General features: G+C 67.4%; 12 protein-coding genes. 9 read left to right on the top strand and 3 right to left on the bottom strand.

The genetic code is table 11. The features are described from left to right. Nucleotides 1-47 precede the first annotated feature (47 nt). The 9 genes from PUN51_RS14335 (at nt 48) to PUN51_RS14295 (ending at nt 9,237) form a co-directional block, all read left to right on the top strand. Complete coding sequence (locus PUN51_RS14335) at nt 48-1,004, top strand: hypothetical protein (protein WP_275181395.1); 957 nt, start codon at nt 48-50, stop codon at nt 1,002-1,004. 85 nt (nt 1,005-1,089) lie between these two features. Continuing rightward, nucleotides 1,090-1,458, top strand: coding sequence for a hypothetical protein (locus tag PUN51_RS14330; RefSeq protein ID WP_275181394.1), 369 nt, complete (start codon nt 1,090-1,092; stop codon nt 1,456-1,458). 295 nt (nt 1,459-1,753) lie between these two features. Further along, entirely contained in the window at nt 1,754-3,019 is a 1,266-nt protein-coding gene (locus tag PUN51_RS14325) for an ABC transporter substrate-binding protein (RefSeq protein ID WP_275181393.1), read from the top strand. Further along, nucleotides 3,019-3,912 (top strand): carbohydrate ABC transporter permease, encoded by an 894-nt coding sequence (locus PUN51_RS14320; protein ID WP_159634699.1) that lies wholly within the window; start codon nt 3,019-3,021, stop codon nt 3,910-3,912. Before PUN51_RS14325 ends, PUN51_RS14320 begins: the two co-directional genes overlap by 1 nt. Beyond that, nucleotides 3,909-4,748 (top strand): carbohydrate ABC transporter permease, encoded by an 840-nt coding sequence (locus tag PUN51_RS14315; RefSeq protein WP_159634702.1) that lies wholly within the window; start codon nt 3,909-3,911, stop codon nt 4,746-4,748. Before PUN51_RS14320 ends, PUN51_RS14315 begins: the two co-directional genes overlap by 4 nt. Nucleotides 4,749-4,790: 42 nt before the next feature. Continuing rightward, complete coding sequence (locus tag PUN51_RS14310) at nt 4,791-5,873, top strand: ABC transporter ATP-binding protein (protein WP_159634705.1); 1,083 nt, start codon at nt 4,791-4,793, stop codon at nt 5,871-5,873. Next, a complete protein-coding gene (gene ggh / locus PUN51_RS14305; protein WP_275181392.1) occupies nt 5,870-7,228 on the top strand; it encodes a glucosylglycerate hydrolase in 1,359 nt (452 codons plus the stop codon). The genes PUN51_RS14310 and ggh overlap by 4 nt, the downstream gene beginning before the upstream one ends. Nucleotides 7,229-7,255: 27 nt before the next feature. Beyond that, the gene (locus tag PUN51_RS14300) at nt 7,256-8,455 is read left to right on the top strand and encodes an ROK family transcriptional regulator (protein ID WP_275181391.1); all 1,200 of its coding nucleotides are present in this window, start codon (nt 7,256-7,258) and stop codon (nt 8,453-8,455) included. Between the two features lie 35 nt (nt 8,456-8,490). After that, complete coding sequence (locus PUN51_RS14295; protein WP_275181390.1) at nt 8,491-9,237, top strand: SDR family NAD(P)-dependent oxidoreductase; 747 nt, start codon at nt 8,491-8,493, stop codon at nt 9,235-9,237. 65 nt (nt 9,238-9,302) lie between these two features. Here the strand turns inward: PUN51_RS14295 and PUN51_RS14290 are convergent, their stop codons facing one another. Genes PUN51_RS14290 through uriH form a run of 3 tightly spaced genes read right to left on the bottom strand, consistent with a single transcriptional unit; the run spans nt 9,303 to nt 12,748 of the window. Further along, nucleotides 9,303-10,265 (bottom strand): ribokinase, encoded by a 963-nt coding sequence (locus PUN51_RS14290; protein WP_275181389.1) that lies wholly within the window; start codon nt 10,263-10,265, stop codon nt 9,303-9,305. Beyond that, entirely contained in the window at nt 10,262-11,677 is a 1,416-nt protein-coding gene (gene uriT / locus PUN51_RS14285; protein ID WP_275181388.1) for a uridine transporter UriT, read from the bottom strand. Before uriT ends, PUN51_RS14290 begins: the two co-directional genes overlap by 4 nt. A 15-nt stretch (nt 11,678-11,692) precedes the next feature. Further along, nucleotides 11,693-12,748, bottom strand: a complete 1,056-nt coding sequence (gene uriH, locus PUN51_RS14280; RefSeq protein ID WP_275181387.1) for a uridine-preferring nucleoside hydrolase UriH — start codon at nt 12,746-12,748, stop codon at nt 11,693-11,695. Between the last annotated feature and the right edge of the window lie 267 nt (nt 12,749-13,015).

Genomic DNA, 13,015 nt, shown 5'->3' with positions numbered 1-13,015 from the left:
TGGTGGGCAGCATTGTTTGCAGGTAACTCTGGGGGGAGGCGTACTAGGTGAAGTCAAGACTGGCTGCCTGGACGTTCCTGCGACCCCTCTTGCTCGCGGTGGCGGCAGCCGCATCGTGGATCACTTTGTCCGCCGCGGGTGCATCCGCTGATACCTCCGCTCCCGCCGACCCGCTTCCCGGAGCCGGCCCGTCCGCGCTGGCATCGGCTGCCGCCACCCTCACTCACCGCGCCGGGGACGTCCTGGAACCAGTGGAATCCGGACCGGCAAGCGCCCCGGCGACCCCGTCACCTTATGCATTGCCACCCCTCCGCCCGGCCGTGGAGGAGGTCTCCGCCGTGGCCGATGACGTGGTGCAGGCTGTTCCGGTGGTCAGCACCGTGGTACCGGCAGGAGCCGTGGCAGCAGTGGTGGATCCGGCCGTTGGCACTGTGGACGGCGTTGCCGGCGAAACGGTAGGAGCCGTTGTTCCCGTGGCCGGCGCGGTCCTTGAGCCGCTTGCGCCGGTCCTTGAGCCGGTCATCGGCGCCGTCCCTTTGCCGGCACCCACTGCACCCCCGCCCACGGCCATGGCACCCCTCCCTGCGGGTGCCGACATTCCGCAGGCGGGTGATGCTGCGCCTGCCCGGCCGGCCGAACTGGAAGTTGGGGCAGGCGGCACAGCGCCGGCTTCCGCCCGGCCCCTCCTCGAGATCCCGCTGTCCCATGGGAAGTTTCACAGCAACAGCCTGCCGTGCGACCCGCGGATGGAGCCGTCCGCCAGGAGGCCGCTGCTGACGGCGACGGATCCGCACAGTCCGCGGTCCCGCGGGCCGGCTGATCCGCTGCCCGGCGTCCCCGGCGCCACCGGCGGAAGCAGCCTGTCCGGCAATGGCACCGCCATGCCCGCCTGGCTGAACACCCATAACCTGCAGATCCCGGCGGCCGGCTCAGCCGCCGTCCAGGGCAGTCTGCCCACTGCCCCGGACGGTGTGTCCTTCTACCCCGGATCCTTTCCTGACTAGTTGAGGCCCCTCTGCGCCCCAACGCGCAATAAGCCAGTCCCGGGCTAAGCAGTAGGCCCGATCCAACTTTCAGGAGAACTTCCAAATGATGCACCGCACTATCCGTGGATGCCTGCTCAGCGCCGTGATCGCAGGCGGCCTTCTGGCCTCCAACGGCGTAGCCGCCCATGCCGCCGGCACCACGCCGGCAACGTCGGCCACGATTCCCGCCACCCACACCGCCGCACCCTTCCTGGGCGGCACGGTTTCTTCCGTGGCCCAGCCCTCCGGCCGCACCGCCCACACCGCCCACACGGCCGCAGCCGCCGGGGACGCCGCGCCGGCAGGGGCCAGCGCCTCCGGGTCCACGCCCCCGGCCGACACCAACGTCAATACCGGGCTGCTGGTGGTGGGTGTGCTCTTTCTGGTCTTCGGAGGCCTGCTGGCGCTGATCCTGGGCCGGAAGCGCGGCTGAGCCGAACCCACCTTTGACCTCCACTTGGCTCCGGTACGGGGCCGGCTTGGATGAGTCCGCGCAGAAGGCGGCCCGGCGTGCGCCGGGCCGCCTTCCGCTGTCGTGGTGAACCCTTTCTGTCAATTGGCGTTCGAACCGAAGGGTTGACACCCTCCGACTTATGTCTAATGCTTAAACGAAAGTTTGTGCAGTGGCGCACACTCGATCGGAGCATTCAATGAACGACCCGAAATTTCATCCCCAGCGAGGGCCCGTTTCCCGCAGGAGCCTCCTTTTGGCCGGACTGGGAACGGCCATGTCGGCCCCTTTCCTCGCATCCTGTGCAGGTTTTGATACCAGCGGCGCAGCAGCCGGCCAGGGAACCGTGGGCTTCCTCTCCACCCAGTTCACGCCCGTGGAGGAAAAGCAGCGGTACGAGGCAGTCCTCAAGAAATTCGCGAAGGTCCCCACCGCCTACAACTCCGTGGACCCCGGCGTGTTCGCCTCCACGGTGACCTCCCAGGCGAGCGCCGGCAACGTGAAGACCTCGCTCCTGGGCGGACTTCACGGCGAGCTCGCTCCGCTGGCCGACTCCCTGGAGGATGTCGACGGCCTCCTCAGGGATTTATCCGGGCGCGGCTTCACCAAGGAGATGCTCGAGCTGACCAAGGTGGGCGGTTCCACCTCGCGGTATGTCCCCTGGATGCAGGCAACCTACGTGGTGGCGGTGAACAAGAAGGCCCTGGAGTGGCTGCCCCCGGGCGTGGACGTCAACGACCTTACCTACGAGGGCTACCTCGCATGGGCCAAGGCGGCTAAACAAGGAGCGGGCCGGCCCGTTTTCGGGATGCCCGCAGGACCCAAAGGCCTGCACCACCGCTTCTACCAGGGTTTCCTGCTGCCCAGCTTCACCGGCGGGCAGATCACCACGTTCCGGAACCCGGATGCCGCAGCCGGCTGGGACTACATGCAGGAGCTGTGGTCCGCGATGGCACCGGCATCCACCAACTATGACTACATGCAGGAACCCCTGGCGCGGGGCGAGGTCCTGGTCGCTTGGGACCACGTGGCCCGCCTGGTCCATGCCCCTGCTGACAAGCCCGACGACTGGCTCATGGTCCCCGCACCACGAGGGCCCAAGGGCCGCGGCTACATGCTGATCATCGCCGGGATGGCCCTGCCAAAAAATGGCAAGGACCGCGACCTCGCCGAAAAGGCCATTCGCGCCCTGACCGAACCCGCGTCCCAGATCGAGACCCTGCGCAGCAACGCCTTCTTCCCGGTGGTCCAAACGGAGCTTCCCTCCGACTTGACCGGCGCTATTGCGCTCGAAGCTGCCGCAGTCCGCCGGCAGCAGCGGTCTGCCGGCGCCCTCCTGGCCCTTCCCCCGGTGGGCCTCGGCGCCAAAGAGGGCGAAGTGTCGCAGATTTTCAAGAACTGTTTCCAGCAGATCTGCCTGGAAACCCGGCCCATCCAGCAGGTCCTCGATACGCAGGCGACGCAGTTGAACACCATCCTGAAGGGCTTGAATGTTCCCTGCTGGGCGCCCGATCCGGTTTCCACGAAGTGCGAGGTAGCGTAATGGCCGTAGAGGCACCCCCCACCCCCGCGGCAACTGTTGCGCCGCCACGCCGGCGCAGGATACCGCCGGCCGTCCTGCTGATAGCCCCCTCGGTGATATTCATGGCGCTGCTGCTGGGATGGCCCGTCATCCAGGGCGTCCTGCAGGCCTTCAGGAATGACCAGGGTTTCACCTTTGAGTTCGTCAACCGCATGGTGCAGGACCCATACTTCTGGCCGGCGGTACGCAACACGCTGTTGCTGATCGTGGTCATGATCCCGCTGCAGTTCGCCCTCGCCATCGCCATGGCCCTGATGCTGCGGAGCAACCCCCGGCTTCACAAAGTCCACTTCTTTGTCTGGGCCATACCGCTGGCGCTCAGCGACCTGGCGGCCGGCCTGGTCTGGCTCGCAATCTTCAACGACCGCGGGTACCTGAACTCGGTCCTTTCCTGGTTCGGACTGCAGGGCACCTCCTGGCTGGCGTACGACAACCAGACCAGCATGTTCATCTGCGTCCTGATCGCCGAACTTTGGCGCGCAACCTCCCTGGTGCTCATCATCGTGGTGGCGGGGCTGCAGGGCATCCCCAAGGACTACGACGAGGCCGCGCAGGTCTTCGGCGCCACATTCTGGCAGCGCCTGCGGCACGTCACATTGCCGCTGCTGAAGCCGAGCCTCCAGGTGGCACTGATCCTGCGGACCATCCTTGCGTTCCAGACCTTCGCGGTGGCGCAGGCGCTCACGGGCCAGAACTTTCCCCTGGTGGTGGGTGAAACCTACCGCTGGTACACCGGGCTGCAGAACCCCAACGTCGCTGCGGCGCTGGCACTCGTCATCCTCGTCGTGTCCATGCTGACATCGATCTTCTACCTGCGGGCCCTCCGCGACAAGAACCAGGGAGGGCTCCGATGAGCACCACTGTGGACACCACCCCCATCGCCCGGAGAAGGCGGAACCGGATCCTGCTGCAGACCGCATGCATCGCCGTCTCGCTTTTCATGCTGATTCCCATCTACCTGATCTCGCTTGCGGCGCTTTCCACCCGGGAATCGTTCAACGAGTTTCCGTTGTCGCTCCTTCCCACAAACCTTTCCGTGGACACGCTCAACGCTTTCCTCGGCTCCACGGGAATCTTCGGAGCCCTGGGCAACTCACTGATTGTTGGCGCCGGCACACTCCTGCTGTCGGCACTGATCGGAGTCCCTGCAGGGTACGCGCTGGCCAGGTTCACTTTCCCCGGCAAGGACCCCTACCAGCTGTTCCTGCTGTTCACCCGCGCCCTGCCCATCGTGGTGCTGTCCGTCCCCCTGGCCCGGCTCTTCCTCACCGTGGACATCTACGACACGACCTACGCCGTCATCCTGCTCCACACGGCGTTGGCGCTGCCCACCACCATCCTGATCTCGGCCAGCGTGTTCCTCAGCGTCCCCGTTGATGTTGAGGAAGCTGCCCGCCTGTTTGGTTGCTCACCGCTGGGGGCGTTCGGCAGGGTGGTGCTGCCCATGGCACTGCCGGGCCTCGCCGCGGCGTCGATCTTCACGTTCGTCATGTCCTGGAATGAAGTGCTGGGCGCGTCAATCCTCACCCTCGACCACCGCACCCTGCCCGCGCAGGTCCTCAGCTCGCTGTCAGACTCACCGCTGGCCTACAGGTTCGCCGGGGGCTTTGCCCTGGTCATCCCGTCCATCATCTTCATCGCCCTGATGCGCCGGTACCTCACCAACATGTGGGGCTCAACCATCCGCTAGGCCCCTCCCCCGCTCACCACCATTCTTTTGAAGGAGCCGATCGTGGCTGACATCCAAATCTCCAACCTCGTCAAGACCTATCCGGGCGGATCCGAACGCGCGACGGATGACGTGTCCCTGTCCATCCCGGACGGTGAATTCACCGTCCTCCTTGGCCCTTCCGGCTGCGGAAAGACCACCCTGCTCCGGATGATCGCCGGACTTGAACTGCCGGACTCCGGCTCCATCTCCATCGGCGGCCGCGACGTCACCTACCTGCCGCCCAACAAACGCAACCTGTCCATGGTGTTCCAGTCCTACGCCGTGTTCCCGCACCGGAAGGTCCGGTACAACATCGGATTCGGGCTGCGGATGGCGAAAGTTCCTGCCGACGAGATCGAACGCAAGGTCCAGTGGGCAGCAGATCTCCTCCAACTGGGCCCCTACCTGGACCGCCTGCCGGCCAACCTCTCGGGTGGCCAGCGGCAGCGGGTCGCCGTGGCGCGTGCAATCGTCATGGACGCCGACGTCCTGCTGATGGATGAACCGCTGTCCAACCTCGACGCCCTGCTGCGCCTGACCTTCCGGTCCGAGCTCAAGAAGATCGTCCAGGACCTCGGGACCACCACGGTCTACGTCACGCACGACCAAAGCGAGGCACTTTCCCTCGGAGACCAGGTCGCGGTGATGCGGAAGGGCCGGATCGCGCAGCTGGGTGACCCGCTGGACGTCTACGACGCACCCGCCGACCGGTTCGTGGGCGGCTTCATCGGTTCCCCGCCGATGAACTTCCTGGACGCAGCAGTCAGCCATGACGGCGGCACGCTGGTCCTGGGTGAACAGCGGCTCATGGCCCCGTCCATCCTGCGTTCCTTCGCGGGCAAGGACGTCCTCCTTGGCGTCCGCGCCGAAAACGTGACGGTAAGCAGCACCCGGTCTTCCGGCGATGTGGCCGCTACGGTCCTGGTAGTGGAGCCGATGGGATCCACCATCCTGCTCACCGTTGAGGTCGACGGACACACCCTCAAGGTGCAGGCACCCCCCACCTTCAAGACGGCACCCCACCAGACCATCTGGCTGGGCTTCGCCCCGAACACCATGCGCGTCTATGACCGCGAAACGTCAATGGCACTGGAGGCCTCATGAACCCGACCCATTCCCTGTCCATGGAAGAACTGCGCTCAGCCGCCATTGAAGTGTTGAAGGTCAATGACCTGGGCACCATGACCAGTGCCGCCCCCAACCTGTACCCCCATATGTGGAGCTGGGACGCGGCGTTCGTTGCCGTCGGCCTGGCCCGGACCAGCGTTCCCCGTGCCGTCACGGAGCTGCGCAGCCTCCTCAAAGCGCAGTGGTCCACGGGGATGATTCCCCACATCGTCTTCAGTGACAACCACACCGGCTACTTCCCAGGCTTCGACCGGTGGGGAACGGCGGACGCCGCGGCGCTGCCGGAAGGCATCAAAAGCAGCGGCATCTGCCAACCGCCGGTCCACGCCATCGCCCTGCGCCACATCGTGGACCGCGGACGGGAAAACGGCGGGGCGGACCAGGAGGTGGCCGAGGCGTTCCTGGCCGAATCTTTTGACGGCTGGCTGGCGTGGCACCGGTGGCTGGCCACCGTCCGGGACCCCGACGGCGTGGGACTTGTTGAAATCCACCACGGCTGGGAGTCGGGCTTCGACAACTCCCCCCGCTGGGACGGCCCCTACTCGCGGATCGTGCCGGGAACCGTGCCGCCCTTCACCCGCCGCGACGTCCTGCACGTCGCGGACGCCAGCGAACGACCCGACGACGCCGAATACACCAAGTACCTGTGGCTGGTGCAGCAAATGGCGGAGGTCAGGTTCGATGATGCCGCCGTGCAGGACGCCGTGGATTTCCGTGTCCGCGACGTCTTCTTCTCCGCCATCATGGCGGCCTCCAGCGACGTACTCGCAGGACTTGCTGCGGAAATCGGGCGGGACCAGGACGCCGAAGAACTCAGAAACATGGCCACCCGCTTCCGGGAGGGCGTTGCCTCAACCGTGGACCCGGCCACAGGGCTGGCACGCGATTACGATGTGCTGGCCCGGGAGTGGATCGGCACCGAAACTGTCTCGGGCTTCGCTCCCCTCGTCGCCGGCGGCGACCCCGCCCTTCTCGCAGCCCAGCGGGAGCTCCTGCTCGGACCGCGGTGGATGGGGTTCCCGGGCCTTCGGTTCGCCCTGCCGCCCTCCACCTCTCCGGCCAGTGAGGCCTTCCGGCCGCGGACGTACTGGCGCGGACCGGTGTGGCCTTTCCTCAACCTGCTGCTTGGCTGGGCCTGTGCCCGCGACGGCGAGACCGCCCTGGTCGACGTGCTCAGGTCGGCGTCCCTTGAACAGCTTTCCGACCTGCAGTTCGGCGAGTACTACGAGCCTTTCACCGGAGAACCCCTGGGAAGCCTCGCCCAGGCCTGGACAGCGGCTGCGGCGCTTGAGTGGGTGGGACCGGCCCAGGAGAACCGTCCGGGGAAGTAGGCTGGGAAACCGGGAAAGGGGGCCGGAGTGACGGTTGAAAGAGTGCCTGCGGGACTGGTTGGGGCGACGTCGCACGGACACCTGCTGGAGCTGATCCGCGCCGCGGATGGGCTGTCGCGGCAGCAGCTCCTTTCCACCACCGGGATGTCGCGTGCCACCCTGTATGAACGGCTGGATACCCTGACGCGGCGGGGCTACATTTACGAAGCCGAACCGCTGGGGTCCACCGGGGGCCGCCCGTCGCGGAAAATCCGGTTCGAAGACCGGGGCAGGGTGGTCCTCGCCATCACCTTGGGCCAGACGCACGGAACGGTGAGCATCGCCGACACCACCGGCCGGCAGCTGCGCTCCTTCACGAAGACCCTCGATGTCAGCGCTCCCGCCGAGTCCGTGCTGGGTCCGTTGATCCGGGAAGGGCAGGAGCTGCTGGCCCAGGGAAAGAATGAGACCCTGCTCGGCATCGGTGTCAGCCTTCCGGCCCCCGTGGAGGCTGACACCGGGCACGTCCGGCACCCCACCACCCTCCCCGGCTGGGCAGACGATTCCGTGGTGCAAGCGGTCACCGCATCCTGGGACCTGCCCCTCGTCGTCGAAAATGATGCCAGGGCGGCCGGCCTGGGCGAGCGCAGGAGCGATGCCGAAACCGTGGTGTACGTGAAAGTGGGCACCGGCATTGGCTGCGGCATTGTGGTGGAAGGCTCCATCCTGCGGGGCGCCCACGGTGCGGCGGGGGACATCGGGCATATCCGCATGACCCCGGACGGCCCGCTCTGCCGGTGCGGCCGCCGCGGCTGCCTCGCTGCCTACAGTTCCGGCAGGGCACTCAGCGAAAAGCTCAGCGGCCGGGGCTTCAGGAATATGGCTGACATCCGCGCCGCCGCCGGGGCCGGCGACCCGGCCGTGCTCGGCGCCGTTGAGTCGGCAGCGGAGGTGCTGGGCAGCGCCCTGGCCGCCACCGTCACAACGCTCAACCCGGACCGGCTGGTCCTGGGGGGTGACCTGGGTTCCCTGGACTTTTTCGCAGCGCAGGTGGGAGAGCGCGTTCTCGCCGATGTGGTGGACCGCATCGGCGAGGGCCTGGTGGTGGAGACAGGGCATCCGGAGGACCAGGCTGCCTGTTCGGGGCTCGCTACCCTGGTCATGCGGAAGATCTTTGCTCCGGGCGCCGTAGACCAGGTCTTCTCCGAAGAGGCGGTCCGCGTGGCATCCGGCAGCACCAGGCGGTAGCGGCAGGGCGACGACGAGCGAAAGAAGGGCCGGACATGGCACGCATCTTCATCACCGGATCCACCGACGGACTTGGCCTCGCGGCGGCGGACACGCTGTTGCGGGACGGCCATGAGGTGATCGTGCACGCGCGGTCCCTGAAGCGGATCCCCGCAGTCCAGCACCTGCTGGATCGCGGGGCGCAGAGTGTTGTCGGGGACCTGGCCATCCTGGCGGACGTCCGGAAAATCGCGGAGGACGTCAACGGAATCGGCGGCATCGACGTTGTCATCCACAATGCCGGCGTCCTGAGCGGCGCGGCGCTGCTTCCGGTGAACGTGGTGGCACCGTACGTGCTCACCGCCCTCATTCCCGGCCCCCGCCGGCTCATCTACCTGAGCAGCGGGATGCACCGCGGCGGCGACACCGGCCTGGACGGCATGGACTGGGCAGGACGCACGACGACGGCCTCCTACTCCACCACCAAGCTGCACGTCACTGCGCTGTCGGCAGCCGTGGCCAGGCTGGTGCCGGGCGTCGCCAGCAACGCGGTGGATCCCGGCTGGGTGCCCACCCGGATGGGCGGGCGGTCTGCCCCGGACAGCCTGGAACTGGGCCACCGCACCCAGGAATGGCTGGCCACCAGTGATGATCCGGCCGCCCTGGCCGGCGGGGGCTACTGGTACCACCAGCACCTGCAGGCCCCGCACCCGGCCGCCATTGATCCGCGGTTCCAGGACGCCCTGCTGGCCCGGCTCGCGGAGCACACCGGCCTCACCCTGCCGGAATCGATTGCTCCGTAAACGCCGTTTTGGGGCGCGAAAACGACAAGTACGGAGCAATGGATGGGTTTTAGAAGGTGCGTGGTTTAGGCGGTACTGAGGCGGCGTTCGACGTCGGCCGCTTCCGGATACGCCGCCTGCGTCCCCTTGCGGGTGGTGGCCAACGCCGCGGCAACGGAGGCGAATGCGGCGGCTTCCGCGAGCGCATCGCCCGCCGCCAGCCGGACCGCAACGGCACCGGTGAAAGCGTCCCCGGCCCCGGTGGTGTCCACGGCGCCCACCGTGGTGGGCTGGACACGGGTCACCCGGGCGCCGGGTGCAGCGAGCGAGTCCAGCACCACGGACCCCTGCGAACCCAGTGTCACCAGCACCTGCTGGATCCCGTGGCCTGCGAACCGTTCGCGCACCGCGTCCCAGTCCGAGCCAACAGCGTCGGCCCCTGGAATGTCAGAAGCCAGGAACAGCGCGGCCTCGTGCGCGTTGACCAGCAGGACGTCTGCCAACCCGGCCAAAGCAGCCGGGATCTCCGCATACGGCGACAGGTTCAGCAACACTGTTGCGCCGGCGTCGTGCCCTGCCTGCGCGGCGGCCAGCACCGTCTCCATGCTGACTTCCAGGCAGAGGCTCACCACGGCGGCGCCCTCCAGGACGTCCGCGGCTCCGGCCACGTCCGCCGGGGACAGGGTGCCGTTGGCGCCGGCAGAGATGATGATGTTGTTCTCGCCGCGGGCGTCCACGGCGATCACGGCAACACCCGTGGGCTCGCGGGACGTGCGCACATGGCTGACGTCCACGCCTGCCCCGGCCACGGAAGCCTCGAGCATGTTGCCGTTGGCGTCCTCCCCCACGGCGCCCACCAGGCTGACGTGCCCGCCCAGCCGGGCTGCGGCCACTGCCTGGTTGGCGCTCTTGCCGCCGGGGTTCACGGCGAAGCCGTTGCCCTGCACGGTTTCGCCGGGCTGCGGGAGCCGCTCGCAGTAGATGGTGAGGTCCGCGTTCAGGGAGCCGACGACGACGATCCGGCCTGGAGCGGCAGCGGCAGCACTCATGCGGCCACCTCGGCCTCAACCGGCTTGGGGATCAGCAGCGACGCCGCGAACGCTGCCACGGTCAGCGCCAGGCCGACCACCACGACGGTCAGGTACGACGCCGTCGCGTCGCCGAGTGCGGACGTCGCCACCAGGACGGCAGGCAGGATGAGGAAGCTCAGGCCCGCGCCCAGGTTGAAGGCGCCGGCGTTCATGCCGGGGAGGAAGCCGGGGTTGCCAGCGGGCGAGAGGACGACGCCGAGTCCGTTGAGCATGATGTTGACCGTACCGGCGTACATGATGCCCAGCAAGACCGTGCCGGCAATCATCATGGGCAGGCTGTGCAGGCCCAGGAACGCGATGACGGCGAGCGCGGCGATGCTGCCCAGCAGCCCGATCCGCAGCACCTTGGTGTACCCGAGCACCGGGGCGAGGCGTCCGCTGAGCGGGCCCACCAGCCAGCCCAGCAGGGCGTACGGGGTGAGGATGATCAGCGACATCTCGGTGGGTCCCACGCCAAAGCCCGGGTCGGCTGCCTGGACATAGGCGGGCACGATGCCGTTGATCACGGCGAAGATTCCGGTCATGGTCAGGGTGGTGGTGAGCAGCGGGGCCCAGGTGGCGCGCTGGCGCAGGTGCACGGTTTCCACCATGGGCTGGGCGGCGCGCTGTTCGGTGCGCCAGAAGGCGAAGAACGCGACGGCGGAGACCAGCACCAGCGCCAGGCTCAGCATGAGCGTGCCGGAGTCGAAACCGGCCACGAGCTTGGCTGCTTCGTTGAGCGCGGTGAGCAGGGCGCCCACGGCGACGACGATGAAGAACACGCCGCGCCAGTCCATCCGGGTGCCGGCGCCGGGCTTGCTCTCGGTGGCGAGGAAAGTGATGAGGGCAGTGGCCGCGAGGGCCAGGACCACCATCAGCCAGAAGATGCTGCGGAACCCGAAGTGCTCGGCGAAGTAGCCGCCCACGAAGGAGTCCACGCCGGCTACCCCGCCGTTGACTGCGGTGATGAGGCCCATGAGGGTGCCGTACTTGCGCGGGTTGCTGACGGCGGAGCGCAGCATGATCAGGCAGAGCGGGACGGTGGGGCCGCTGACGCCCTGGATGATGCGGCCCACGAACAGCCAGGTGATGTCCGGGGCCAGTGCGGCGATGACGGAGCCCACGGCCATGAGCAGCATCATGCCCACCAGGACCTTCTTGCGGCCGATGATGTCGCTCAGGCGCGGCAGGAACAGGGAGAACAGGGCGGCGGCGGTGAAGAACCAGGTCTGCGAGAGCCCGATCAGGGCCTGGTCCGCCTTGAGTTCCTGGCCCATGGTCACCAGGGCGGGGCTGAGCATGGAGGCGTTGAGCTGGAACGCCACGCAGGCGGCCAGCAGGGCGGTCATGAGGGCGGCGATGTTGCCGCGGCCGGTCTTGGTTTCAGTCATGGTTGCGGTGGCCATCTACTTGACGCCTCCGGCGGTGAGCTGGGCACTTTCCGGGCGTACGACGCCGGCCGGCTCGCCGATGCGGACCAGCGCGTCGGTGACCAGGTCCCAGAACCGTGCGTGGTCCAGGTCCACGGCCACGCTGGTGTGGCAGTCGGCGGGGGCCGGGGCGCGGAAGTCCGCGACGGTCATGCCCAGGGTCAGCGTGCCCTGGAGTTCGATGTTCACGGGGACCTTGCGGGTGCTGACGATGCTGGGGTCGATGACGTACGCGACGGCGCAGGGATCGTGGACCGGCGGGTAGTCGAAGCCCTGCGCGTCCTTGTAGGTGTGGGCAAAGAAGTCCATCAGTTCGGTGACGAACTTGGCGGGCCCGGTGCCGATGGCGGCGATTTTCCCCACCACCTCCGGGGTGGCCAGCGCCTGGTGGGTGAGGTCCAGGCCCACCATGACCACGGGCCATTTTTCGTTGAAGACGATGTGGGCGGCCTCGGGGTCGATGATGATGTTGAACTCGGCCACGGCACTCCAGTTGCCCACGTGGTAGCCGCCGCCCATGAGGACCACTTCCTTGACGCGTTCCACGATGCGCGGTTCCTTGCGGGCGGCCAGGGCGATGTTGGTCAGGCCGGCGGTGGGGACCAGGGTGACGGTGCCGGGCTCGTGCGCCATGACGGTGTCGATGATGAGGTCGACGGCGTGGCGCGGGTCCAGTTCGATGGTGGACTCAGGGAGGGCGGGGCCGTCCATGCCGGACTCGCCGTGGATGTCCGGTGCGGTTTCGATGCTGCGGACCAGCGGGCGGGGGCAGCCGGCGGCGAAGGGGACGCCGGTGATGCCGGCGATGGTGCCGACGGCCAGGGCGTTGCGGGTGACTTTTTCGAGGGTCTGGTTGCCCACCACCGTGGTGACGGCCAGCAGTTCGATGTTGGGGTTGCCGTGTGCCAGCAGCAGGGCCACGGCGTCATCGTGGCCGGGGTCGCAGTCCAGGATGATCTTCCGGGGTTCTGTTGAACCCGTCCGGTGCTGGCTCGCTTGGGGATTTGGTTCCACGATGGTGCTCCACGTCATTGGGGCCTGCCTTGCGGGCAGGGGTCTTGAGTATTCCGGGAGTGATCATGGCAGGGTTTTGTGGTTCACGTCAAACGCTTAACGTTGTCTACGCATTCCCGCACGTCAAACGCTTGATGCCTTGGCGGGCATGGAAGTCCTCCTCTCTCACCATGCGCGTCTTTCCAAGGCGGGACCGGTGCCCGGCCGTGCCTACTACGATCAAAGTATGGATTCCGGGGAACAGGTGCAGCAGCAACGGCCACGGCCGCGGCGGGTGACGGCGGC

Origin of the sequence: Arthrobacter sp. NQ4, from assembly GCF_029077345.1 — a bacterium.
GTDB lineage: Bacteria > Actinomycetota > Actinomycetes > Actinomycetales > Micrococcaceae > Arthrobacter.
The sequence above is the reverse complement of the archived record's forward strand: the minus strand, read 5'-3'. Positions and strand labels throughout refer to the sequence as shown.